Source organism: Krasilnikovia sp. M28-CT-15, assembly GCF_047159595.1.
Lineage (GTDB): Bacteria > Actinomycetota > Actinomycetes > Mycobacteriales > Micromonosporaceae > Actinoplanes.
This window is the reverse complement of record NZ_BAAGAK010000001.1, coordinates 5,896,997-5,920,960: the sequence shown is the minus strand read 5'-3', so window position 1 is coordinate 5,920,960 and position 23,964 is coordinate 5,896,997. Positions and strand designations below refer to the sequence as shown.

The following is a 23,964-nucleotide window of genomic DNA, read 5'->3' as shown; positions in this document are numbered from 1 at the left end:
CCCACCCCCGAGGAGATCCCCATGCGCAAGGCAACGCGGGCGCTGTGCGCCGCGTCGGCGGCCGGTGTCCTGCTGGTCGCCGGATGCGGCCGCGGCGGCCCCGGCGGCGGCGACGAGAAGATCAGCGGCGGAAAGATCGTGCTGGCCGTGCTCAACGACCAGTCCGGTGTGTACGCCGACCTGTCCGGCAGGAACAGCGTCGAGGCGGTCCGGATGGCCGTCGCCGACTTCCAGGCCAGATACGGCGATCAGGCGGTCACGAAGAACATCGAGGTGATCTCCGCCGACCACCAGAACAAGCCCGACATCGCCAACTCCAAAGCCCAGGAACTGTACGACCGGCAGCAGGCCGACGTGATCCTCGACGTCCCCACCTCGTCGGCCGCCCTCGCCGTGGCGAACGTCGCGAAGGCGAAACGCAAGCTGTACTTCAACATCGGCGCGGCCACCACGGAACTGACCGGCAAGCAGTGCAACAGATACACGTTCCACTACGCGTACGACACGTACATGCTGGCCAACGGCACCGGGACCGCGGTGACCAAGCAGGGCGGCAAGAACTGGTACCTGGTGTATCCGGACTACGCGTTCGGGCAGGACATGCAGAAGTCGTTCCGCACCGCGATCGGGGCGGCCGGGGGCACCGTGGTCGCCGCGGATCCCACCCCGTTCCCGAACGACAACTTCTCCACGTACCTGTTGAAGGCGCCCACCCTCAAACCCAAGCCGGACGTGCTCGGCACCATGCAGGCCGGGGGCGACCTGGTCAACCTGGTGAAGCAGTACAACGAGTTCAAGCTGCGCGAGGAGGGCATCAAGCTGTCCGTCGGGCTGATGTTCATCACCGACATCCACTCGCTCGGGCCGGACGCGTTCGCGGGCACCACGTTCACCGACGCCTGGTACTGGAACTTCGACCAGCGCAACCGGCAGTGGGCCGACCGCTTCACGGCCAAGACCGGGACCCGGCCGTCGTTCGCCCAAGCCGCGAACTACTCGGCCGCCCTGCAATACCTGGAGGCGGTGCAGCGGGCCGGGACGGACGCGTCCGACGACGTCGTGGCCAAGCTGGAGGGCTATCAGTACGACGACGTGTTCGCCCGCCACGCGAGCATCCGGGCGCAGGACCACCGGGTGATCCACGACGTGTACCTCGCGGAGGTCAAGCCCAGGAGCCAGGTCACCACGGACTGGGACTACGAGAAGATCCTGCGCACCATCCCGGCCGACCAGGCGTTCCGCGCCCCGGCCGCCGGTGGCTGCGCGATGTCCTGACACCTCGGAGGCGGACGTGCTGCAACAGTGCTTCAACGGACTGGTCGGCGGCAGCTTCTACGCGCTGCTGGCGCTCGGCCTGGCCGTCATCTTCGGGATGCTGGGCGTGGTCAACTTCGCCCACGGCGCCTGCTACATGCTCGGCGCGTTCGGGGCGTACGTCGCCCTCGCACAGTTCGGGGTGCCGTTCTGGGCGGCCCTGCTGCTGGTGCCCGCGGTGCTGTTCGTGCTGGGCGCGGTGCTGGAACGCACCCTGATCCGCCGACTCGCCCCGCTCGACCCGCTGTACAACTTCCTGCTCACCTTCGGGCTCACTCTCGTGCTGCAGGACCTCGTCAAACGCGGGTACGGGGTGCAGTCCCAGCCGTACCCGCGCCCCGCGGAACTGACCGGCCCGGTGCACCTGGGCCTGTTCGATTACCCGGCGTACCAGGTGTTCGTGCTCGCCACCTCGGTGGTGTTGTGTACCGGCGTGTGGCTCGTGCTGACCCGTACCCGGGTGGGCCTGGTGGTGCGGGCCGCCACCGAACGTCCGGAGCTGACCCGGGCGTTCGGGATCGACGTCGGGCGGTGGGTCACCCCGGTCTTCGGGTTCGGGGTGGCGCTGGCCGGGCTGGCCGGGGTGCTGGCCGCGCCGATGCGGGCCGTCCATCCGCTGATGGGCGCGGACCTGGTCATCGCGGTCTTCGCGGTCGTGGTGATCGGCGGGCTCGGCTCGGTGTTCGGGTCCGTGCTGGCGGGCTTCGCCATCGGCCTGCTCCAGGCGCTGGGCAACCTGTACGTCCCGGCGCTGTCCCAGACCCTGATCTTCATCGTGATGGCCGCGGTGCTGCTATGGCGCCCGGCCGGTCTGTTCGGCCGCGAGGAGGCCCGCGCGTGATCCGCATGCTGCTGTCCCGGCGCCTGCTGCACTCCTCGGGGGCCCGCCGCCACCTGCTGCTGGCGGCCGGACTGCTGACCGCCCTGGCGCTGCCCTGGCTGGTCTACCCGCCCGTGGCCATGGACATCGCCACCTGGGCGCTGTTCGCCGCCGCCGTGGACCTGCTGCTCGGCTACACCGGGCTGCTGTCGTTCGGCCACGCCGCGTTCTGGGGCAGCGCGGCGTACGCCTCCGGTCTGATCGCCGTGCACTCCGGGCTGCCGTTCCCGGTGGCCGTGGTCGGTGGGGCCGCGGTCGCCGCGGCGCTGGCGGTCCCGATCGGCGCGCTGAGCGTGCGCAGCCGGGGCATCTACTTCGCGATGGTGACGCTCGCCTTCGCCCAGATGGTCTACTTCGTGGCGAACCAGTGGCGTTCCCTGACCGGCGGCGAGAACGGGTTGCAGGGCATCCCGCGCGAGCTGTTCGGTCTGGACCTGAGCGACCCGTTCGTCTTCTACTACGCCGGTCTGCCGATCGTCGTGTGTGGACTGTTCTGCCTGTGGCGCGTGGTGCACTCGCCGTTCGGGCACGTGCTCGTGGCGATCCGCGACAACCCGGCCCGGGCGCGGGCCCTCGGCTACCCCGTCGAGCGGTACAAGCTGCTGGCGTTCGTGCTGTCGGCGGCGCTGTCCGGGCTGGCGGGCGGCCTGTTCGCGATCAGCCACGGCTTCGTGTCGCTGCAGGAGGTCTACTGGACGACCTCCGGCAAGGCCGTGATGATGGTCGTCCTCGGCGGGATCGGCACGCTGTGGGGCAGTGTTCTCGGGGCCGCGCTCGTGGTGCAGCTGGAGGACTACCTGTCCACCGCCGGATTCGACGGGATCGGCATTGTCACCGGCACCGTGTTCGTCCTGGTCGTGCTGCTTTTCCGGCAGGGGCTCTGGGGCGCCGCCCGCAACCTCGCCGCGCGCCTGGCCGCCCGCCGCCCGCCACCGGATGCACCCGCGGCCACCGCCGAACCGGAGGCGGCGTCCGATGAGGACGGAGGCGCACACGGACCGGCCGCGTCGCCGATGGCCGCGCCCTCGTCCTTGCCGCACTGACCCCCCGCTCAGGAGGAACTCCATGGAGACCCTTGTTCCCCGTCCCGACGCCATGGCCCTGGCCGACGGCGCGCTCGCCGGGCGCACCGCGGTGGTCACCGGCGGCGCCGGCGGGATCGGCCGCGCCTGCGCCGAACGGCTGGCCCGCGCCGGGGCCCGCGTCGTGGTGCTCGACCGCGACGGCCCCGCCGCCCGCCGGGTCGCCGCCGACATCGGCGGGACGGCACACACGCTCGACCTGACCGACCTCGCTGCGGTCGACGCGCTCGACCCCGCCGCCGACATCGTCGTCAACAACGCCGGGCTTCAGCACGTCGCCCCGCTGCACGAGTTCGACCCGGAGATGTTCTCGCTGATCCTGCGGCTGATGGTGGAAGCCCCGTTCCGGCTGGTGCGGCGCTGCCTGCCGCACATGTACGCGCGCGGCTGGGGCCGGGTCGTCAACGTGTCGTCGGTGCACGGGCTGCGCGCCTCGCCGTACAAGTCGGCGTATGTGGCGGCCAAGCACGGGCTGGAGGGGTTGTCGAAGGTGATCGCGCTGGAGGGCGCGGCACACGGGGTCACCTCCAACTGCGTCAACCCCGCGTACGTGCGTACCCCGCTGGTGCGGGCGCAGGTCGCGGCGCAGGCCGCCCGGCACGGACTGCCCGAGGACGAGGTCGTCGAGCGGGTGATGCTGGCCCCCGCGGCGATCAAACGACTCGTCGAACCCGCCGAGGTGGCCGAGGCCGTGGCGTACCTGTGCTCCCCGCATGCCTCCTTCGTCACCGGCACCTCTCTGGTCATGGACGGCGGATGGACGGCACACTGACCGGCACCGCCGTGCCGAGGAGGTGCACCGTGGCCGAGCCGGGGCCTGCCGCCGCGTACCTCGAACTGCTGCTGCGCGAGGCCGCGCCGGTCGAGTTCGAGCGGCCCCTGCTACAGGCCCGTGCCGACGGCCGGGCAGGCGACGAACTCGCCGAGCTGGACCGGCTCAAGGGGCTCGCCCTGCAGGTCCGGGCGCTGCTGGAGCGGCGGCGCCGGCGCGAGGCCGAGCTGAGCGCGCTGGTCGACACGGTGGGCGACCTGGCCACCCTGCGCGACCTCGACGCGGTGCTGGCCGCGATCGTGCGCCGGGCCCGGGAGCTGCTGGACACGGATGTGGCGTACATGACGCTCAACGACGAGGAGCGCGGCGACACGTACATGCGGGTCACGTACGGCTCGGTGTCGGCGCGGTTCCAGCAGGTGCGGCTGCCGCTCGGGGCGGGGCTGGGCGGGCTGGTCGCGCAGAGCGCGGCGCCGTACGTGACCGCGAACTACGCCGAGGACGACCGGTTCCAGCACCTGAACGACATCAACGCCGCGGTGGCGGAGGAGGGCCTCGTCGCGATCCTCGGGGTGCCGATGCTGCTCGGCACGCGGGTGCTCGGGGTGCTGTTCGCCGCGAACCGCAGCGCGCGCCCGTTCACCCGCGAGGAGGTGACTCTGCTCGGCTCGCTGGCCGCGCACGCCACCGTGGCCCTCGACAACACCCGGCTGCTCGGCGAGACCCGGGCCGCGCTGGAGGAGCTGGGCGCGGTCAACACCGTGGTGCGCCGGCACAGCGAGTCGCTGGAGCGCGCCGCCGAGGCGCATGACCGGATGGCCGAGCTGATCCTGCGCGGCGGTGGCCTCGACGATCTCGCGGCCGTGGTCGCCGAGGTGCTCGGCGGCGGACTCGCCATCCTGGACGCGGACGGGCACTGTCTCGCCGAGGTGGGTGAGGTCGGCGATGTCGGCCCACCCGCCGCGGCCGCGGCGGCCGGGCGCGGTCTGGGCCGGGCCACCCGGCACGGCGAGCACTGGGTGCTGGCCGCGGGCGCGGGCAGCGAGGCGCTGTGCACGCTGGTGTTGCGTACGCCGGGGGAGCTGAGCGAGACCGACACCCGGATCCTGGAACGCGCCGGGGTGGTGACCGCCCTGCTGCTGCTGTTCCGGCGCAGCCTCGCCCAGGCCGAGAGCCGGGTCCGCGGCGAGCTGCTGGAGGACCTGCTGACCCGGCGGGTCGACGACCCGGTCACGGTCCGGCAGCGGGCCCGGCGCCTCGGCGTCGACCTCGACGACGCGCACGTGCTGGTGGTGCTGTCCGGCCCGGCCCGGCTGCGGGAACGCGCGGCGCAGTGGGGTGCCGCCCAGGCCGCCGCCCGGGGCGGGCTCGCGGCGCAGCGCGACGGCAACGTGATCCTGCTCGTCGGCGGGGACCACCCCGGCGACGCGGCCCGGCGGATGGCCCGCGAGCTGGGCGCATACCTGGGTACGCCGGTCACCGCGGGCGGCGCGGGCCCGGTGGCCGGGCCACAGCCGGTGCCCGCCGCGTACGCGGAGGCCCAGCGCTGCGCCGCGGCGCTGCATGCCCTCGGCCGCGCCGGGGACGGGGCCAGCGCCGCCGAACTGGGCTTCGTCGGCCTGCTCGTGGGCACGGAGCGGGACGTGGGCGGCTATGTCACGGGCGCCCTCGGGGCGCTGCTGGAGTACGACCGGCGCCGCGGCACCGCCCTGGTGCGCACGCTGGAGGTGTACTTCGCCGCCGGTGGCAGCGCGGCCCGGGCGGCCGACGCCCTGCACGTGCACGTGAACACCGTGGCCCAGCGGCTGGCCCGGATCGGCCAGCTGCTCGGCGCGGACTGGCAGCAGCCGGAACGAGCCCTGGAGCTCCAGCTCGCCCTGCGCCTGCACCGCCTGCGCGACACACACCCGTAGCCGGACGCACGCCCGCGGCGGGACGCACGCCCATGGCGGGACGCCCGCCCGTGGCGGGACGCACGCCCGTGGCCGGAGGCACGCCCATGGCGGGAGCGCACCCCCTGGCCTGGGCCCGCCCATAGCCGAGGGCGCGGCAGTGTGCGCTGCCGCCATGGCCGGGAGCGCGGACACGCCGCAGCATGACTTGCACGCAGCACCCGGCCACCCGGATCCGTCCCCGTCTGGCGTGGCCGGGTGCTCCCGCCGTACCGGAAAGGGGTTTGTCGTGCCCGTCCTTTCGCGAACCGTCCGCGCCCTGCTGGGTGCGGGCCTGAGCCTGCTCCTGCTGCCGCCCGCCGTCGCCGTCGCGCCCGGCCCGGCCGCCGCGGGCACGGCGTGTGCCGCCGCACCGGCCCCGGTCGTGCCGGGGGCCGAGCGCCAGGTGTCCGCGTGCCTCGGCGATCTCACCACCGCCGGGACCGTGGCGGACGGCCACACCGACCCGGCCGACTGGGCGGGCCTGACCCCCGCCGGGGCCCGCAACCCGTCCGGGGTGCCCGGCCTGCAGATCGACGGGTACTTCCCGGACACCTCGGCCGGCAACGCCACGCATGGGTGGCAGCACGACGCCCAGTTCGTGATCCGGCTGCCCGACCGGTGGACCGGCGGCCTGGTGGTCTCCGGCTCGCCGGGGGTACGGGAGCAGTACGCCAACGACGTCGCCATCAGCGACTGGGTCCTCGCGCAGGGGTACGCGTTCGCCGCCACGGACAAGGGCAACGTCGGCACCGCCTTCTACCGCGACGGGCGGCTGCCCGGCGACGCGATCGTGGAGTGGAACGACCGCGTCACCCAGCTCACCCGCGCTGCCCGCGCGGTGCTGCGCCAGCGGTACGGCACCGCACCGCGCCGCACCTACGCGGCGGGCATCTCCAACGGCGGCTATCTGGTGCGCTGGCAGCTGGAACATCACCCGGAGCTGTTCGACGGCGGGGTGGACTGGGAGGGCACGTTGTGGCGCTCGGGCGGGCCGAACCTGTTCACGTTCCTGCCCGCGACGCTGCGCTCGTACCCGCGGTACGCGGCCACCGGGGACCCGGCCGCGTACGCCGACCTGCTGGCCGCGGGTTTTGCGCCGGATTCGGCGTTCCTGTGGGACTACCACTACCGGGTCTACTGGGATCTCACCCAGCGCATCTACCGCGAGGAACTCGACCCGCGCTACGACGGGGCGACCGAGGCGGGCACCCCGTTCTGCGCGCCCGGCACCCCCGCCTGCGACGCGGACTACGTGTACCCGCGGCGCCCCGCCGCGGTGCGGGCCGCGGTGTCCCGGATCGCGCTGACCGGCCGCATCCAGCGGCCCCTGATCACGCTGCACGGCACGCTGGACGCGCTGCTGCCGATCTCGCGGGACTCCGACGTCTACGCCGGCCTGGTCCGCGCCCGGCACGCCGACCGGATCTTCCGTTACTACCGGGTCGAGGGCGGCAACCACGTCGACGGGCTGTACGACGCGCATCCGGATCGACTGCGGCCGATCCTGCCGTGCTTCCGCAGCGCGTTCGGGGCCCTGACACGGTGGGTGGACCGGCGGGTGGTCCCGCCCGCCAGCCGGACCCTTCCCCGGCCCCCATCGGGCGACCTGGCGAACGTCTGCGCGCTCGACGGCTGAGCGCGGCACCGGCGTGTGCAAGGTGTGGCAAAAGTCCGTTTCATGGCAAACAATCAATGTTACCGGAATGTGACGTTCGAGGCGGCGTCTTTCCCGGAAGACCCTCCCGCATGATCGACGGCGTGTTAGCAGTCGTATGCGGGAGGTGCTAATCACAGATCGGACACCGCCCGCGGCTGGAGGAGCCGTGAACGTTCTGATGGAGGGTCCCAAACACGCCGACCGCGAGGCGCCGTCGGCACCGGCAACACAGGCCGGAAAGGGCGACGCGGACGCTCGCCCGCTGCGGATCGCGATGGTGGTCCCGCCGTACTTCGAAGTGCCACCGCAGGGCTACGGGGGAGTCGAGTCGGTGGTCGCCGACCTGACCGACGCCCTGGTCCTGCGGGGGCACCAGGTGACACTGATCGGCGCGGGGCGCACCGGCACATCGGCCGACATGGTCTCGGTGTGGCCGGCGCCGATCCCGCAACGGCTCGGTGAGCCGTTCCCCGAGCTGGTCCACGCCGGGCTGGTCCGCCCGGCAGTGCAGCGCCTGGTCGCCGAGCGCGGCGTGGACCTCGTCCACGACCACACCCTGGCCGGCCCGCTGAACGCGCTGTCGTTCGCCCTGCTCGGCCTGCCCACGGTGGTGACCATGCACGGTCCGGTGCAGTCGGACCTGCACGACCTGTACACCGCGGTCAACGACGACATCGAGCTCGTGGCCATCAGCGACCGGCAGCGGTCGCTCGGCCCGGAGCTGCGGTGGGCGGGCCGGGTACACAACGCCATCCGAGTCGACTCCTTCCCGTACCGGCGGGACAAGGGCGACTACGCCCTGTTCCTCGGACGGTTCCATCCACAGAAGGCGCCGCACCTGGCGCTGGAGGCCGCGCACGCCGCGGGCATGCCGCTCATCCTGGCCGGAAAGTGCTCCGAGCCGCTGGAGAAGGTCTACTTCGCCGAGGAGGTGGAGCCGCGCCTGAGCGCCGAGGACCGGGTCTTCGGCGTGGCCGACGCCGTGTCCAAACGGCGGTTGCTGGCCGACGCCCGGTGCCTGCTCTTCCCGATCCAGTGGGAGGAGCCGTTCGGCATGGTGATGATCGAGGCGATGGCCTGCGGCACGCCCGTGGTGGCGTTGCGCGGCGGAGCCGTGAGCGAGGTGGTCGTCGACGGGGTCACGGGTTACGTGCGCGACCACCCGGAGGAGCTGCCCGCGGCGCTGCGCCGGTTGGACGACCTCGATCCGGCCCCCTGCCGGCAGCGGGTCGCCGAGCTGTTCGACATCGACGGGCTCGGCGCGGGCTACGAGGCGGTCTACCGCGAGGTTCTCGCCCGCCACGCCGCCACGGTGTCGCACGTGCGGCCCAGTTCGCTCGGGCTGCTGCAGCGCCGGTTCGAGCGCGCGCAGCACCGCACCCGGCGGGCGGTCCGGGCGGCCCACCCGCTCGACGCCAAGGCCGGCCCGTCGAAACCCGCGGGCGCGGCGTAGCCGCAGGCCCGTAGCCGGGCACTCGGGGGCCTGGGGAGTCACGGCCCGGCGGTCCAGAAATCTCCGGACCGCCGGGCCGACCGCCTCACCGGTGCCGCAGCGGCGGTCAGTCCGGGTCGGCGGTGGTCCGCCACGCCTGGGCGAAAGCGGCCCGGGCGGCCGGCAGGGCGCGCGCCCGGTCGGCCGGGACCAGCCCGATCCGGGTACGCCGGTCGAGCACGTCGTCCGCGTCCAGGGCGCCCTCGCGGCGTACCGCCCACAGCAGTTCCGCGCCGGTCACCGCGATGCCGTCGGCGAGCGGCCGGGCCAGCGCCGGGTCCTCGGCCGCGCACGCCAGCACCGCTGGGGCCTCCGTGCCGTACCGGGCCACGAGCCGGGCCGGGGCGGGCACCCGGGCCAGGACCTCCGGCGGGGCCGCGCCGACCAGCGGGAGCCGGGCCGTACGGCAGCGCCCGGGGGAGCGCCCGGCCGCCCGCAACGCCGCGTCCACGGCGTCGCGCGCCATCCGCCGGTACGTGGTGAGCTTGCCGCCCACGACCGTGGTGACCCCGCCGGGCGACGTGAGTACCGCGTGCCTGCGCGACAGGTCGGCGGTGCGGTCGGCGCCACCGGCCAGCAGCGGGCGCAGCCCGGCGAACGCGCCCACCACGTCCTCTTCGGTCGGTGCCGGGTCCACCGCGGTGGCCAGCACGTCGAGCAGGAAGCCGCGTTCCGCCGGGCTCGGCTCCGGGACGTCGGGCACGGGGCCGTCCACCGGCTCGTCGGTCAGTCCCAGGTAGACGTGGCCGTCGGGCTGGGGCAGGGCGAACACGAACCGGTTCGTCTCGCCCGGGACCCCGATGGTGAGCCCGGCGACCTGGGCGCCGAGGGCGCCGGGGCGCAGCACCAGGTGGGTGCCGCGGGACGGGCGCAGCCGTACGGCCGGATCGAGCTGGTCGGCCCACACCCCGGTGGCGTTGACCACCATCCGGGCGCGGATCCGGTGGTGCTGGCCGGTCAGCGTGTCTTCCACGGTGGCGCCGCGGCCGTGCAGCTCGGTCACGCGGCAGCGGGTGAGGATGCGGGCGCCGTGCCCGGCGGCGGTGCGGGCCAGCGACACCACCAGGCGGGCGTCGTCGACGAGCTGACCGTCCCAGCCGAGCACGCCGCCGCGCAGCCCGGCCCGGCGCACCGCCGGCACCAGGCGGCTCACCTCGGCGGGGCTGATCCGGCGCGAACGCGGCAGCCGGGCGGCCGGGGTGCCCGCCGCGGCGCGCAGGGCGTCCCCGGCCGCGAACCCGGCGCGGGCCAGGGCGGCCCGGCCGCCGGAGACCAGCGGGGTCTGCGGCAGCACGGACGGCAGCGCGGTGATCAGGTGCGGTGCGACCGTGCCCAGCAGGATGCCGCGCTCGACCGCGCTCTCGTATGCGAGGCCGAGGTGACCGCCGGCCAGGTAGCGCAGGCCACCGTGGACCAGCTTGGAACTCCACCGTGAGGTGCCGAACGCGAGGTCGTGGGCGTCCAGGGCGGCGACCGTGAGCCCGCGCGACGCGGCGTCCAGGGCGACGCCGGCCCCGGTGACGCCGAGGCCGACCACGAGCAGGTCGACGGTCGTGCCCGCAGCGAGCTCGGCCAGCTCCCGACGGCGGCGGGCCGCGGTGAGCGCGGTGCCGGTCATGGCGCTGCCGGTGTTCGCGCTGCCGGTGTTCGCGCTGCCGGTCATGGCGCGAGGTAACGGTCGAGGAGCAGCCGCAGTTCGGCGTCGAGGTCGGCGTCGGTGACCGGTGTGCCGGTCGTGTCTGCCGGCGGGGACTCGTCGGTCATCGTGCCCGCCGAGATGACGAAGCCGTGCAGGGCCAGGAGCACCGCGCGGCCGAGCACGGCGGGGGACCCGGCGCGCACCGAGCCGTCGCTGTGGCCCTCGGCGAGCGTCGTCGTCAGCGCGGCGAGGATCAGGTCCTGGCTGGTGCCGCGGCGGTCCACCAGATAGGGCAGCAGGATCTCCGGATCCAGCTCGACGATGCGGCGGAACACCGGGTGGGTGCGCAGCTGGCGGGCGCCGGTGGCGAGGCTGTCGACGATGCGGGCCCGGGTGTGATCCCCGCGCGCCGCGGCCTGGGCGCGGAGCGCCAGCCCGCTCCACTCGCGGGTCATCAGGTCGGCGACCAGCGAGGCCATGTCGGGCCAGCGGCGGTACATCGTCATCCGGGAGACCCCGGCGCGGCGGGCGACGTCGGTGAGGGTGGTGCGGCGCAGGCCGACCGCGAGGACGCAGTCGCGGGCGGCGTCCAGCAACGCGTCGTCGGCGGTCCGGACCCGCTCCGGGGCGTCCGATCCCAGGCTGGGGGTGTTACAACTGGACGTCATGTGTCACAGTGTAACCCATGAATGAGCTGCGCCACGTGGCCCGCTGGGGCGACCCCGCCGACGCCGTGACCCTGTCCCCCGGCGTGCGGGACCTGCTCGGCTCCGCCCTGGGGGTGCGCGGGCCCCGCCCCGCCGCCGAGACCGCCGACCTGCACCCGTCGTCGCTGCCGCCCGCGGCCCTCGCCGACCTGGTCACGGCGTGCCCGCGGGTGCACACCGACGACGCGGCGCGGCTGGCCCACGCCGCGGGCAAGTCCACCGAGGACCTGCTGCGGCTGCGCGCGGGCCAGGTCCACGACGCCCCGGACGCGGTGGCCCGGCCCGGCTCACACGACGAGGTGGCGGCGCTGCTGGCCGCCTGCGCCCGCCAGCACGTCGCGGTGGTCCCGTTCGGCGGCGGCACCTCAGTGGTGGGCGGGCTGGCCGCCCGCCGCGACGGCTTCGCCGGGCTGCTGGCGCTGGACCTCGCCGGGCTGGACCGGCTGATCCGCGTCGACCCGGTGTCACGCACCGCGACGGCCCAGGCCGGGCTGCGCGCCCCGCGGGCCGAGCGGCTGCTCAACGCGCAGGGCTACACGCTCGGCCACTTCCCGCAGTCCTTTGAGTACGCCAGCCTCGGCGGCTTCGCCGCCACCCGCTCCAGCGGCCAGGCCTCCGCCGGGTACGGGCGCTTCGACCGGATGGTCGTCGGGCTCAAGGCGGCCACCCCGGTCGGCACCGTGGACCTCGGGCGCGCGCCCGAATCCGCGGCCGGTCCCGACCTGCGCCAGCTCCTGCTCGGCTCCGAAGGCGTCTTCGGGGTCATCACGGAACTGACGATGCGGGTCCGGCCCACCCCGGCCGAGCGGCACTACACCGGCTGGGTCTTCCCCGACTTCGCGACCGGCGGCGACGCGGTGCGCTCCCTCGCCCAGGACGGACCGCTGCCCACGGTGCTGCGGCTCTCCGACGAGGCGGAGACCGCGATCAACGCGGCCACCGGCTCGGGCCCGGGCGGCGACGGCGGCTGCCTGGCCGTGGTCGGCGTCGAGGGCACCAAGGCGGAGGTGGCGGCCCGCTCCGAGGCCCTGCACGCGCGCCTGACCGCGCTCGGCGGCACGCCGCTCGGCGAGACCGCGGGCGAGCAGTGGCGCGCGGGCCGATACCGGGCGCCGTACCTGCGCGACGCGCTGCTCGACGCGGGGGCGCTGGCGGAGACGCTGGAGACCGCGACGTTCTGGGACCGGCTGCCGCAGACGTACGCCGCGGTCCGCGAGGCGCTGGTCGCCACGCTGGCCGACGCCGGGACACCGCCGCTGGTGCTCTGCCACATCTCGCACGTGTACGACACCGGCGCCTCGCTGTATTTCACCGTCGTGGCGGCGCAGGCCGACGACCCGGTGGCGCAGTGGCGGGCGGCCAAGACCGCGGCCGGGGAGGCCATCGCGGCCAGCGGCGCCACCATCACCCACCACCACGGCGTCGGCCGCGACCACCGCCCCTGGTACGGCCGGGAGATCGGCCCCGTCGGGGCGGCGGCACTGCGCGGAGTCAAGGAGGCGCTGGACCCGTACGGAATCCTCAACCCCGGGATCCTGCTGCCGTGAGCCGCGAGGTCTTCACCGCGGTGGTCAACCCCGCCGCGGGCGCGGGCAGCTCCTCGGACCGGATCATCCGCCTGGCCCGGGCCCTGCGCGAGGGCGGCGCCGCGGTGACCGTGACGTTCAGCCGGTCCCTCGGGCATGCCACCGAGCTGGCCGCCACGGCGGCTGCCCGGCGCCACACGGTGCTGGCCGTGGGTGGCGACGGACTGGTCGGGGCGGTCGCCGCCGGGCTGGTCGGAACGGGGGCCGAGCTGGCGGTCGTCCCGGCCGGGCGGGGCAACGACCTGGCCCGGGCGGTCCCGCTGCCCGCCGACCCCGGCTGGGCCGCGGAGGCCCTGCGTACCCTGCCGGCGCGGGCGGTCGATGTGGCCGAGGCCGCGGGCCGGGTGGTGGTCGGCGGCGTCTACACCGGCATCGACGCGGCCGCCAACGACCTGGCCAACCGGCGGCGGCTGCCCCGTCGGCCGATCGCCTACCAGCTGGCGGCGCTGGCGGTGATGGCCCGCTGGCGCCCGGTCGGCTACACCCTCACCGTGGACGGCGAGCCGGTGCCGCTGACCGGCCACACCGTGGTGGTCGCCAACGCACCCTGGTACGGCGGCGGCCTGCGGGTCGCGCCCGCGGCGAGCCTCGACGACGGCCTGCTGGACCTGGTCACGGTCGGGGCGCTGCCGCGCCGCCGGATGCTGCCCGTGCTGGCCGCCCTGCGCCACGGCACCCACCTCGGGCTGTCCGGCATCGCCGCCAGCCGGGCCCGGGAGGTCACCATCGCGGCCGACCGCGCCCTGCCCGTGTACGCCGACGGTGAACCCCTCGGCCACTGCCCGGTCACCGTCCGGGTCCGCCCGGGCGCCCTGCGGCTGATCGGCGCCCCGGATCCTGCGGGCGCCTGATCGGGCGGCCCGGCGCCCGGCGGCCGATCGTCGTCCCGGGCGCCGGGCCGCGGCTGATCCGGAGCCACCCGGCTCCGTGCCGGAGCTGATCCGGAGCCTCCGGGCGGCGGTTGGCCGGCCGATGCCACGGGTAGTCTCTGCTGCGCCGGAGCCGACGACGTCTCGCGGTGACAGGAGTGCGCGATGATCAGTGTGTTCGAGCTGTTCAAGGTGGGTATCGGGCCGTCGAGTTCACACACCGTGGGGCCGATGCGCGCGGCCCGGATCTTCGCCGAAGGGCTGGCCTCCGACGCCGAGCTGGCGCGTACCGCCCGGGTCAGCGCGGAACTGTTCGGCTCGCTGGGTGCGACCGGGCACGGCCACGGCAGCGACAAGGCGGTGCTGCTGGGCCTGGCCGGCGAGGCGCCCGAGACGGTGGACACGGACACGGCCGACGAACGGGCCGCCGCGATGCAGGCGCGGGTGCCGCTGCTCGGCAAGCACGACGTCGACATCACGGTGGTGCTGCACCGGCGCCGCGCCCTGCCGCTGCACCCGAACGGGATGATCTTCACCGCGTACGACGCGGCCGGTGAGCCGGTGCGTGCGCGCACGTACTACTCCGTGGGCGGCGGCTTCGTCGTGGACGGGGAAGCCGGGACCGTGGTCGCGGAGCAGGTGAGCGTGGCGCACCCGTTCCGGACCGGCGCGGATCTGCTGGAGCTGACCAAGGCCACCGGGCAGCGGATCAGCGACGTGGTGCTGGCCAACGAGCGGGCCTGGCGCTCCGACGCCGATACCCATGCGGGCCTGCTGCACATCTGGCAGGTCATGCAGGAGTGCGTCACCAAGGGCTGCACCCAGGAGGGCACCCTGCCGGGCAGCCTTCGGGTGCGCCGCCGGGCCGCCGAGCTGCACCGCCGGCTGCGCGAGGAGGCGTACAGCGTCGACCCGCTGCGGGTGATGGACTGGGTGACGCTGTTCGCCCTGGCGGTCAACGAGGAGAACGCGGCGGGCGGCCGGGTCGTCACCGCGCCCACCAACGGGGCGGCCGGGATCGTCCCCGCGGTGCTGCACTACTACGCCCGCTTCGTGCCCGGCGCCACCGACGACGGGGTGGTGCGGTTCCTGCTCACCGCGGGCGCCATCGGGATGCTGTTCAAGGAGAACGCGAGCATCTCCGGCGCCGAGGTGGGCTGCCAGGGTGAGGTCGGCTCGGCCTGCTCGATGGCCGCGGCCGGGCTGGCCGAGGTGCTCGGCGGCACCCCTGAGCAGGTGGAGAACGCCGCCGAGATCGCCATGGAGCACAACCTGGGGCTCACCTGCGACCCGGTCGGCGGGCTGGTGCAGATCCCGTGCATCGAGCGCAACGCGGTGGCCAGCATCAAGGCGATCACCGCGGCGCGACTGGCGCTGCGCGGCGACGGCGTGCACAGCGTCTCCCTGGACAAGGTCATCAAGACCATGCGGGAGACCGGTGCCGACATGAAGATCAAATACAAGGAGACCGCCCGGGGTGGTCTCGCGGTCAATGTCATCGAGTGCTGAACTCCGCCCACCGCTGAGCCGTTTCAGCCGCTGGATCGTCCGTTAAGTCCGCCGGTCGACTGAATCGGTTCATTGCGGCGCGGCATGCTCCCGCTCTGCTCCTGCGCGGGCATTCAGTCGCACCCCACCGTGCCGATCGCAGGTCATTAAGAGGTCGGTCTCTGGGCGGGGGAGGTGAGGCGGGGAATGACGACGACGTCGTCGGTCAACGACCTGCCGCGCCGCCGCCTGCGCAGCGTGCGGGCCGGGGCCGCGCTCACCCTGCTGACGCCGGCGTGCACCCAGGTGTACCTCGCGACCACCTGGTCGGCCGGGAACCGCCCGGCCATGACGGTGATCTGCCTGGCGATGCTGCTGCTGGCCGCCGTGACCGTGGCGGGCGCCGGGGCCATCGAGCGGGCCGGGCGCCGCGCCACCGTGCAGTTGGCCGGGCTCGTCGTCAACGTCGCCGGATTCACCGCGCTGGCCCTGCTCGACGGCGGGCTGAACAACCCGCTGGGCGGGTTCCTGCCGCTCCTGGTCATCCTGCTTGCGGTCGGGATGCCGCTGCGGCCGTTCCTCGCCGTGGCGGGCCTCGCCGCGGCCGGATACTGGGGTGTCGCCCTGGCCGGGGATACCGAGCAGCTCAGCTATGCGCTGGTCTACACCATCCACACCGGCATCATCGCGACGCTGTGCCTGCGGTACTCCGCGGCCATGGTGTCGCTGCAGCGCCGCCTCAGCGACCTGTCCCGGATCGACCCGCTCACCGGCTGCCTCAACCGGCGCGGCTTCGAGGAACGCCTGGCGACCGAGCTCGCCGAGGCCGAGCGCACCGGCGACAGCGCCGTCCTGCTGCTGGTGGACCTGGACGGCTTCAAGGAGATCAACGACCGGTACGGCCACCAGGCCGGTGACGACCTGCTGGTGTGGACCGGCCGCACCATCGACGAGCAGTTGCGCACCCACGACGCCGTGGGCCGCGTCGGCGGCGACGAGTTCGCCGCGGTGCTCAGCGGCATCGAGGCCGACGGGGTTCCCGTGGTGCTCGAACGGCTGCACGCCGCCCTGGACGGGGTGGCTTCGGCGGGCATCGGCTATGCGTGCTACCCGACCGAGGCGACCACCCCCGAGGCCCTCAAGGAGATCGCCGACCGGCGCGTCTACCGCGACAAGGCGGACCACGACCGGCAGGTGCCGGCGGAGGCCGCGGTCGCCAATGCCCGCGGCGACGGCACGCGCCGGCAGTCGGCCAAGGTGTCCCGGCACGAGCGGCGCCGTCGCGCGATCACCGAGACGGGTTGGCTCGGCACCTCCACCCCCGCGATCGGGCTGTTCTACGTCCTGCTGTTCGCTGCCGGCCACTCGCACCGCTGGCTCATGGCCACGCTGCTGGCGATCGCCTGCGCGCTCGGGGTGGCCACCGTCGCGTCCGCGGGCTGGTTGTGTCGGCACTCCGCCGTCGTGCTGATCATGCCGGTCGCGGGGCTGATCCAGTTCAGCACGTCTGCGGTCGCGATCTGTCTCGACGGCGGCGCGAGTTCCACCCTCGCGCTCGGAATGCTCACCACGATGCCGTTGATCGCCCTGATCAGCCCGCGGGCCGGTCTCGTGCCGCTCGCGGCGGCGGGCTACGTGGCCATGGCCGTCTTCGTGGGCGTCTCGAGCGCGTGGTACGCGATCGCCCACCTCGGCGGCGCGCTGGTCGTGTCCGTGGTCTGCGCCGGCCGGGGCCGCATAGCCGCCGCCCAGCGTCGCAAACTGCGCGAGCTGTCCCGGGTGGACGCGCTGACCCAGTGCCTCAACCGGCGGGGCTTCCGGGAACGCTTCACCGCCGAACTCGCCCACGCGCAGCGCCACGACCGGGGCCTGTCGCTGCTCATCCTCGATCTCGACCGGTTCAAGGAGATCAACGACGCGGAGGGTCACGCCGCCGGCGACGAACTGCTGTGCTGGGTGGGCGCCACGCTGCGGGAGCGGCTGCACCCGCACGACGTGGTGGGCCGCCTCGGCGGTGACGAGTTCGTCGTCCTGCTCTCCTCCCACAGCGCCGGTGAGACCCACGACGTGGCCGGGGAGCTGGAGAACGCGCTGTCGGAACGCATCGGGGTCAGCGTCGGCGCCGGCGTCCTCGGACGGCACGGCACCGACCTGGAGGCGCTGTACGCGCACGCCGACGCGGAGCTGTACCAGCGGAAGCTGGCCCGCGGCCGGGGCCGCAGCCGCCGCCCGGCCGCCCCGGCCGACCGCAACGCGCTCGTCGCGTAAGGCGACATCCCGGCACCCGCGATTGTGGGGCCGCGACCCATGTCGCCACCCGGTGGCGGCACGTACGGTCGGTGGATCCCCGAATCCCCCACGCGGAGGCCGCCATGGGCCGTTCCCCCATCCGCCGTGTCCGTCACCTCGTCGCCGTCGTCCTCACCGTCGTCCTCGGCGCCGCCCTGGCCGTCCCCGGCCGGGCGCACGCCGCGGGCCTGGAACAGGTGACCGGCTTCGGCACCAACCCCGGCAACCTCGTCATGTACGCCTACCGGCCCGCGGGCCTGCCGCCGGGCGCACCCGCGGTCGTGCTGCTGCACGGCTGCACCCAGGACGCCGCCGGCTACTTCGCGAACTCCGGGTGGCGTGCCTTCGCCGACCGGTGGCGTTTCGCGCTGGTGCTGGCACAACAGCAGACCGCGAACAACTCCGCCGCCTGCTTCAACTGGTTCCTGCCCGCGGACACCAGCCGCGGCCAGGGCGAGGCGCTGTCCATCCGCCAGATGGCCGGGTACGCCGTGGCCACATACGGGACCGACCCGGCCCGGATCTTCGTCTCCGGATTGTCCGCGGGCGGGGCGATGAGCGCCGTCATGCTGGCCACCTATCCGGAGGTGTTCGCGGCCGGGTCGATCGCGGCGGGCCTGCCCTACCGCTGCGCCACCTCCGTGGCCACCGCCATGACCTGCCAGTACGCGCCGCCCGACCGGACCGCTGCGCAGTGGGGCGGCCTCGTGCGCGCGGCCGTCCCCGGATACTCCGGGCCGTGGCCCCGGGTGGCGATCTGGCACGGCCAGGCCGACTGGACGGTCGTCCCGGCCAACGGGGTGGAGCTGCGCGACCAGTTCACCGGCGTGCTGGGCATCGCGGCGCAGCCGACCGCGACCCGGGCGCTGCCCGCGGGCACCACGCTGGAGGTGTACGGCGCCGACCAGGTCCGGCTGTACCGGATCGCGGGCATGGGTCACGGCCTGCCGGTGGACCCGGGTGCCGAGCCGCAGCAGTGCGGGGCCGCCGCGGCGTACTTCCTGGACACGATCTGTTCGGCGTACCAGGACGCGGTGTTCTTCGGCCTCGACCGCTGAGCGCGGGTCGTCCCGCCCGGGGGCGGTCAGGCGTTCCCGGGCGGGAGGCGGACCACGTCGGCGACGACCGCGCCGTCGTCGGTGAGGCGGGCCGCCGCGGGGCTGTCGTACACCACCAGCACCCGGCCCTGCTCGCGTGGTGCCAGCAGCCCGATGCCCTCGGCGTGGTCGTCGCCCTCGCCGTACGGCAGCTCCAGCTCCCGGCTCAGGACCTCGCCGCGGACGACCGCGGGCATCTTCACCTGGCAGGCGCCGCGCCAGCGATAGATCCGTACCGGTCCGTCCAGGTTCATGGTGGGTCCGGCCAGCACGAGCAGGTCGTCACCGTCCGGGCACAGGTCGCGTACGCCCAGCCCGTCGAGGTCCAGCACGTGCTTGCGGTACGGCCGCCCGTCGTCGAACGGCCGCAGCAGCAGGCGTCCCGGGTCCGCCGGATCCGGGTACGGGCGCACCTCCAGCACGAACGCCCAGCCGCGTAGCACGGGCCCGCGCAGCCCCAGGTAGACCCGTTCGCCGTGCACCGCGATGCCCTCGATGTCCAGCCCGTTGTCCTTGCCCGGGATGGCCAGGAACGGGGCCAGGTGATCGTCGTCAGCCAGCAGGGCCCGCAGGTTGCCGCGCCCGGCGAGGATCGCCGCGCGCTCGGTCCGGCCGTCGACGACGATCTTCCGGACCGGGGTGGGCAGCCCGCCCACCTCGGTGATCGGCAGCCGGACCAGGATCTGCCGGTTGTCCTGCCCCTCCACCCGGCCCAGCCGCTTCAGCGCCTTGGCGTCGTCGTGGCGCGCCTTGATCTGGCGTCGGCGCAGGCTGTGTGAGCCGACCGCCCACAGGAAGTGTCCCGTCCGGGCGAGACCCTCGAGGTCGGCTTCCTCCTCGCCGTCGGCGCCGGGCAGCTCGACCAGGTCGGCCAGCCGGAACGTGGTCTCGTCCCCGAACTCGGTGGGCCGGTGCGGGTCGTCGGCCACCAGGCGCTCCACCGTCGCGGTCTCGTCACCGGCGACCCACAGCACGGCACCGTCGGCGCGGACCGCGGACAGGTTGGTGTGCGTGGCGGCGGCCCGCGAGCGGTCCCCGAAGCGCAGCCGGACGGTGTGTTCCAGAGTCATGCCCGAGATCCTGGCATCCCCGCGCACCTCCCCGGGACCCGCCGGCGCGATTACCGGCGGTAGGGCGGGCCGAAGGTCCCAGGTGCGGGGGCCGGTCGCGGCTGCCATCGATCGAGAGAACTCCATACGCTCGGCGGTGTCCTTGCGGGAGGGTGCTGCTCATGGATGCCGTTGGTGGACCGGACTCCGGCGCGGTGGAGGCGGCACCGTCCGCAGTGGACGATGGCGGCGCGTTCCATGCGTGCCGGGTCGTCGAGGTGCGGGCCCGGGCGGGCGGCGTTCATCCGGCCGTGCTGGCGTTCCTGCGGGAGACCGGCCGCGCCGACACCGCCGCGGCGCGGGTGGTGACCGCGGCCTGCGCCCTGGGAGCCGGGTGGGCGGCGCTGGACGGGGCGCTGGCGTACGGGCGCAGCCGGGTACGCCGCGGCGTCGCCCCGGCCGGCCATCACACCCACCGGCTGATCGTGCCGCACGCGGTGGGGCAGGGAGAACCGGTGGGGCAGGGAGAACCGGTGGGGCGGGGAGAACCGGTGGGGCTGGTGGTGCCGGTGGGGCTGCGGGAGCGGGCCGGGCTGCTGAACCGGGCCCGGGCCGCGCAGGCCGGGATGTTCGCCGACCTCGACGCGGTCGCGACGGCGCTGCAGGTCCGCGAGCCCGTGACGGCCTCCTGATCGCCGCCCGGCCGGTCCGGCCGGTGCGGGTCGCCGTGGCGCTCGGGACCGGCGCCAGGTGGGCGATCAGACCTCGGCGGAGTAGCCGTCGCGGGCCCGGTGCAGGTTCTCCACGACCTCGTACGGGTCGACCTCGCCGTCACCGTCGATGTCGAGGATGCCGATCCAGATACCGGCGGCGGCCGCGAAGCCCGCGTCCAGGGCGGCGCCCTTGTCCTGGATCTCGCGGCTCGCGATGACCCGGGTGTGCGCCACGTCGGCGAGGGTGGCGCCGGAGCCGTCGATGCAGCCCGCGGAGACGGCGATCACCTCGAAGCTGATGTTCTGCGCGTGCAGGACCTCGGCCAGCCGCTGCACCGTGCTGAGCAGCCGGGCGCCGGGCTTGTGGAACGGGATCACGACGGAGAAGTCGACGGTGGTGGGGCGCGTTCCGGCGAAGGCGGGAACGACGACGGGCGGGGCGGCGATCAGGTTCGCAACGGTCATGCCCCCACGGTCGGAGGGCAACCTCAACGCCACCTCATTCGGGATTCAAGCCGTCCGCAAATGTTGTCACCGTCACAGAATGGGAGCCCTCCCAGCTCCTCCACTGTGGTGGCACGCGCGGTTGGCGTTCGGTCCGGCGCCAGGTTTGTGCGCCATCTGCGGGCCGCGCCCTTGCCGGAGAACATCTGTCGTCCCGCCCGGGCGCGGTGGCCTGCGGCGGGTGCCGCCCGGCAACCGCCCCGTCACGCCGCCGCAAGGGCCCGGCAACAACCGCAAGAGCTTGCAGCCCATTCACGTACGTCGATAGCGTCCCCACCGGCTCCCTCTTCGCGGAGCCGACCCCGGGGAAGGGACGACCCAGGTGACGAACGACAGGCCGACCCGGCGCCGCTGGACTGCCGCCCTCGCCGCCGCGGCCGCCGTGACCGCCCTGGCGACCGACGCCACGGCGGCTCGCGCGACAGATTCCCGCGCTGCCCGCCCGACCGGTGCCACAGCGGCCCGCGCGGTCACCCTCGACGAGGCCCCCGCCACGGTCTCGGCCCAGGTGCGTGCCGAGGTGGCGCGCGGCGACACCACCTTCTGGGTCGTGCTGCGTGACGCACCCGACCTGAGCGCCGCCAGCCGGGCCGCCGGGAAGGCCAAGGCCGGCGCGGTCTACCGGGCCGGCACCACGGCCACCGCCCGCCACCAGGCCGGGCTGCGCGCGCTGCTGACCCGGCGCGGGGCGCGGTTCACCACGTACTGGATCTCGGACACGATCCGGGTCACCGGCGGCGCCGCCCTGCTGCGCGACGTGGCCGCCCGGCCGGAGGTCAAGGCGGTGCTCCCGGACGAGCCGGTCCGGCTGCCCGCCCCGGTCACCGGCACCGCGCGCGCCGCCGTGCAGGGCACGGAGTGGAACATCGACCGGATCGGCGCGCCCCGCGTCTGGAACGACAACCACGACCGCGGCGAGGGCATCGTCGTCGCCAACGTCGACACCGGCGTCCAGTACGACCACCCGGCGCTGGCGGCCGGATACCGGGGCCGCCGCGCCGAGGGCGGGTACGACCACGACTACAACTGGTTCGACCCGGCGCACGTGTGCGCCGACACGACCCCGTGCGACAACGTCGGGCACGGCACGCACACCATGGGCACGATGGTGGGCAGTGACGGCGACACCGCGATCGGCGTCGCCCCCGGCGCGACCTGGGTCGCCGCCAAGGGTTGCGAGACCAGCTCCTGCTCGATCGCCTCGCTGCTGGCCGCCGGGCAGTGGATCGTGGCGCCCACCGACCGCGCGGGCAACAACCCCCGCCCGGACCTCGCCCCGGACGTGGTGAACAACTCGTGGGGCGGCTCCTCCGGTTTCGATCCCTGGTACTCCGACGTCGTGCGCGCCTGGGTCGCCGCGGGCATCTTCCCCGCGTTCTCCGCGGGCAACTCGGGCCCGACCTGCGGCACCGCCAACACCCCCGGCTCATACACCGCGACCTACGCCTCGGGCGCCTACGACGCCGACAACGCCATCGCGCCGTTCTCCAGCCGCGGCACCGGCCAGGACGGCGTGGTCAAGCCGAACATCGCCGCCCCCGGGGTCGACGTGCGCTCCAGCGTCGCCGGCGGCGGGTACGCGGTCTACAGCGGCACCTCGATGGCCTCCCCGCACACCGCCGCGACGGTCGCGCTGCTCTGGTCGGCGGCCCCGGCCCTGCGCCGCGACATCGCCGCGACCCGCGAGGTGCTGGACACCGCGGCGCTCGACACCGAGGACCTGTCGTGTGGCGGCGCCCCCGGCGACAACAACGTCTTCGGGCAGGGGCGCCTCGACGCGTCAGCCGCGGTGACCCTGGCGCTCAGCCCGTCCGGCAGCCTCACCGGCACGGTCACCGCGGGTGGCACCCCGCTGGCCGGGGCCATCGTGCAGGTGACCGGCCCGGCCGAGCGCAGCGTCACGACCGGCGCGGACGGCGGCTACCGCTTCGCCCGGCTCGTCGCGGGGGCGTACCACGTGCGGATCGTCGCGTTCGGGTACGACGCCTCCGACGCGGACGTCCAGGTGAACAACGGCGCCGCGGACCGGCTCGACGCGGCACTGACCGCGAGCGCCTCGGCGGTGCTGACCGGCACGGTCACGGCGGCCGGAGCCCCGGTGCCGGGCGCGACGATCGCCCTGGCCGGGACACCGGTGTCCGTCAGCACCGACCCCGACGGGCACTACCGGATCGCCGCGCCGCTGGGTACGTACCAGCTCACGGTCCGCCCGGTCGGCGGGTGCGTCGCCTCCGCCACCCGCGCCCTGACCCTGGCCGAGGACGCCACCCTGGAGATCCCGCTGGAGCGGACCACCGATCAGTACGGCCACACGTGCGGCCCGGCCCTCGAGGGGTACCGGGCCGGTGACACCCGGGTCGAGCTGACCGGGGACGACGTCGCCGCCCAGGTCACCCTCCCGTTCCCGGTCCCGCTGTACGGCGTCGAGCACACCGTGGCGTGGGTCGGCAGCAACGGCGTGATCGCCTTCGACGGACCCGCCACCGCGTTCGCCAACACCGTCCTGCCCAGCACCGCTCAGCCCAACAACGCGCTGTACCCGTTCTGGGACGACCTGTTCGTCGACGCCGACGCCGGGGTGTGGACCGCGGCCGACGCCGACACGTTCGTGGTGGAGTGGCGCAACGTGCGCTTCTTCGGCGACCCACAGCAGCGGGTGTCGATCAGCGCGATCCTGCACCGCGACGGCGAGGTCACCTACCGCTACCGCAACCTGCAGGGCATCTGGGCCACCGGCCGGTACGCGACGATCGGGCTGGAGAACGCCACCGGCACGGATGCGCTGGTGTACTCGGTGGACACGGCCGGTGTGGTGGCCGACGACGTCGGGGTGGCGATCAGCCCGCCGCGCCGGCGGTAGGCAATGGCGTACGCTGGCCGCCTGGCACACGA

17 protein-coding genes and 1 pseudogene are annotated in these 23,964 nt (G+C 74.4%); 14 read left to right on the top strand and 4 right to left on the bottom strand.

Annotation, left to right across the window (positions count from 1 at the left end):
• Positions 1–21 precede the first annotated feature (21 nt).
• The 7 genes and pseudogenes from ACMCNO_RS27125 (at position 22) to ACMCNO_RS27095 (ending at position 9,092) form a co-directional block, all read left to right on the top strand.
• On the top strand, positions 22–1,275 hold the full coding sequence (locus ACMCNO_RS27125) for an ABC transporter substrate-binding protein (RefSeq protein ID WP_412752276.1): 1,254 nt from the start codon (positions 22–24) through the stop codon (positions 1,273–1,275).
• A gap of 16 nt (positions 1,276–1,291) precedes the next feature.
• Entirely contained in the window at positions 1,292–2,155 is an 864-nt protein-coding gene (locus ACMCNO_RS27120; RefSeq protein ID WP_412752275.1) for a branched-chain amino acid ABC transporter permease, read from the top strand.
• A gap of 5 nt (positions 2,156–2,160) precedes the next feature.
• Positions 2,161–3,120: pseudogene (locus ACMCNO_RS27115) on the top strand (branched-chain amino acid ABC transporter permease); the annotation flags it as partial.
• Between the two features lie 139 nt (positions 3,121–3,259).
• Complete coding sequence (locus tag ACMCNO_RS27110) at positions 3,260–4,048, top strand: 3-hydroxybutyrate dehydrogenase (RefSeq protein WP_412752274.1); 789 nt, start codon at positions 3,260–3,262, stop codon at positions 4,046–4,048.
• Complete coding sequence (locus tag ACMCNO_RS27105; protein ID WP_412752273.1) at positions 4,033–5,961, top strand: helix-turn-helix domain-containing protein; 1,929 nt, start codon at positions 4,033–4,035, stop codon at positions 5,959–5,961. Before ACMCNO_RS27110 ends, ACMCNO_RS27105 begins: the two co-directional genes overlap by 16 nt.
• A 268-nt stretch (positions 5,962–6,229) precedes the next feature.
• Positions 6,230–7,618, top strand: a complete 1,389-nt coding sequence (locus ACMCNO_RS27100) for a tannase/feruloyl esterase family alpha/beta hydrolase (protein WP_412752272.1) — start codon at positions 6,230–6,232, stop codon at positions 7,616–7,618.
• 295 nt (positions 7,619–7,913) lie between these two features.
• Positions 7,914–9,092 carry a glycosyltransferase family 4 protein gene (locus tag ACMCNO_RS27095; RefSeq protein WP_412753819.1) on the top strand — a complete coding sequence of 393 codons (1,179 nt, stop codon included), beginning with the start codon at positions 7,914–7,916 and terminating at the stop codon, positions 9,090–9,092.
• Positions 9,093–9,198: 106 nt separating this feature from the next.
• On the opposite strand, the gene ACMCNO_RS27090 is transcribed toward ACMCNO_RS27095, so the two are convergent.
• Together ACMCNO_RS27090 and ACMCNO_RS27085 are read right to left on the bottom strand one after the other, a co-directional pair.
• A complete protein-coding gene (locus ACMCNO_RS27090) occupies positions 9,199–10,749 on the bottom strand; it encodes a glycerol-3-phosphate dehydrogenase/oxidase (RefSeq protein WP_412753818.1) in 1,551 nt (516 codons plus the stop codon).
• Between the two features lie 41 nt (positions 10,750–10,790).
• A complete protein-coding gene (locus ACMCNO_RS27085; RefSeq protein ID WP_412752271.1) occupies positions 10,791–11,438 on the bottom strand; it encodes a TetR/AcrR family transcriptional regulator in 648 nt (215 codons plus the stop codon).
• 17 nt (positions 11,439–11,455) lie between these two features.
• Between ACMCNO_RS27085 and ACMCNO_RS27080 the strand changes: the two genes are divergently transcribed.
• From ACMCNO_RS27080 to ACMCNO_RS27060, 5 genes are all read left to right on the top strand, one after another.
• Positions 11,456–13,024, top strand: a complete 1,569-nt coding sequence (locus ACMCNO_RS27080; RefSeq protein WP_412752270.1) for an FAD-binding oxidoreductase — start codon at positions 11,456–11,458, stop codon at positions 13,022–13,024.
• A complete protein-coding gene (locus ACMCNO_RS27075) occupies positions 13,021–13,914 on the top strand; it encodes a diacylglycerol/lipid kinase family protein (protein ID WP_412752269.1) in 894 nt (297 codons plus the stop codon). Before ACMCNO_RS27080 ends, ACMCNO_RS27075 begins: the two co-directional genes overlap by 4 nt.
• A 183-nt stretch (positions 13,915–14,097) precedes the next feature.
• Positions 14,098–15,441, top strand: coding sequence for an L-serine ammonia-lyase (locus ACMCNO_RS27070; RefSeq protein WP_412752268.1), 1,344 nt, complete (start codon positions 14,098–14,100; stop codon positions 15,439–15,441).
• A 186-nt stretch (positions 15,442–15,627) separates the two neighbouring features.
• Positions 15,628–17,688: a diguanylate cyclase gene (locus tag ACMCNO_RS27065; RefSeq protein ID WP_412752267.1), complete on the top strand. Its 2,061-nt coding sequence runs from the start codon at positions 15,628–15,630 to the stop codon at positions 17,686–17,688.
• Positions 17,689–17,792: 104 nt separating this feature from the next.
• Positions 17,793–18,767, top strand: coding sequence for a PHB depolymerase family esterase (locus tag ACMCNO_RS27060; RefSeq protein ID WP_412752266.1), 975 nt, complete (start codon positions 17,793–17,795; stop codon positions 18,765–18,767).
• A gap of 26 nt (positions 18,768–18,793) precedes the next feature.
• Here the strand turns inward: ACMCNO_RS27060 and ACMCNO_RS27055 are convergent, their stop codons facing one another.
• Entirely contained in the window at positions 18,794–19,876 is a 1,083-nt protein-coding gene (locus ACMCNO_RS27055) for a DUF3616 domain-containing protein (RefSeq protein WP_412752265.1), read from the bottom strand.
• A 161-nt stretch (positions 19,877–20,037) separates the two neighbouring features.
• On the opposite strand from ACMCNO_RS27055, the gene ACMCNO_RS27050 reads away from it, so the two are divergent.
• A complete protein-coding gene (locus ACMCNO_RS27050) occupies positions 20,038–20,547 on the top strand; it encodes a hypothetical protein (protein ID WP_412752264.1) in 510 nt (169 codons plus the stop codon).
• A 66-nt stretch (positions 20,548–20,613) separates the two neighbouring features.
• On the opposite strand, the gene ACMCNO_RS27045 is transcribed toward ACMCNO_RS27050, so the two are convergent.
• Positions 20,614–21,033: a glycosyltransferase gene (locus ACMCNO_RS27045; protein WP_412752263.1), complete on the bottom strand. Its 420-nt coding sequence runs from the start codon at positions 21,031–21,033 to the stop codon at positions 20,614–20,616.
• Positions 21,034–21,394: 361 nt separating this feature from the next.
• Here ACMCNO_RS27045 and ACMCNO_RS27040 point away from each other — a divergent pair, with 361 nt between their 5' ends.
• Positions 21,395–23,932 (top strand): S8 family serine peptidase, encoded by a 2,538-nt coding sequence (locus tag ACMCNO_RS27040; protein WP_412752262.1) that lies wholly within the window; start codon positions 21,395–21,397, stop codon positions 23,930–23,932.
• Positions 23,933–23,964: the final 32 nt, after the last annotated feature.

What these genes read in the sequence shown, in the direction of transcription:
- ACMCNO_RS27125 (WP_412752276.1), top strand. Translation starts at nt 22, where the DNA reads ATGCGCAAGGCAACGCGGGCGCTGTGCGCCGCGTCGGCGGCCGGTGTC.
- ACMCNO_RS27110 (WP_412752274.1), top strand. Translation starts at nt 3,260, where the DNA reads ATGGAGACCCTTGTTCCCCGTCCCGACGCCATGGCCCTGGCCGACGGC.
- ACMCNO_RS27105 (WP_412752273.1), top strand. Translation starts at nt 4,033, where the DNA reads ATGGACGGCACACTGACCGGCACCGCCGTGCCGAGGAGGTGCACCGTG.
- ACMCNO_RS27095 (WP_412753819.1), top strand. Translation starts at nt 7,914, where the DNA reads ATGGTGGTCCCGCCGTACTTCGAAGTGCCACCGCAGGGCTACGGGGGA.
- ACMCNO_RS27090 (WP_412753818.1), bottom strand. Translation starts at nt 10,749, where the DNA reads ATGACCGGCACCGCGCTCACCGCGGCCCGCCGCCGTCGGGAGCTGGCC.
- ACMCNO_RS27085 (WP_412752271.1), bottom strand. Translation starts at nt 11,438, where the DNA reads ATGACGTCCAGTTGTAACACCCCCAGCCTGGGATCGGACGCCCCGGAG.
- ACMCNO_RS27080 (WP_412752270.1), top strand. Translation starts at nt 11,456, where the DNA reads ATGAATGAGCTGCGCCACGTGGCCCGCTGGGGCGACCCCGCCGACGCC.
- ACMCNO_RS27070 (WP_412752268.1), top strand. Translation starts at nt 14,098, where the DNA reads ATGATCAGTGTGTTCGAGCTGTTCAAGGTGGGTATCGGGCCGTCGAGT.
- ACMCNO_RS27065 (WP_412752267.1), top strand. Translation starts at nt 15,628, where the DNA reads ATGACGACGACGTCGTCGGTCAACGACCTGCCGCGCCGCCGCCTGCGC.
- ACMCNO_RS27060 (WP_412752266.1), top strand. Translation starts at nt 17,793, where the DNA reads ATGGGCCGTTCCCCCATCCGCCGTGTCCGTCACCTCGTCGCCGTCGTC.
- ACMCNO_RS27055 (WP_412752265.1), bottom strand. Translation starts at nt 19,876, where the DNA reads ATGACTCTGGAACACACCGTCCGGCTGCGCTTCGGGGACCGCTCGCGG.
- ACMCNO_RS27050 (WP_412752264.1), top strand. Translation starts at nt 20,038, where the DNA reads ATGGATGCCGTTGGTGGACCGGACTCCGGCGCGGTGGAGGCGGCACCG.
- ACMCNO_RS27045 (WP_412752263.1), bottom strand. Translation starts at nt 21,033, where the DNA reads ATGACCGTTGCGAACCTGATCGCCGCCCCGCCCGTCGTCGTTCCCGCC.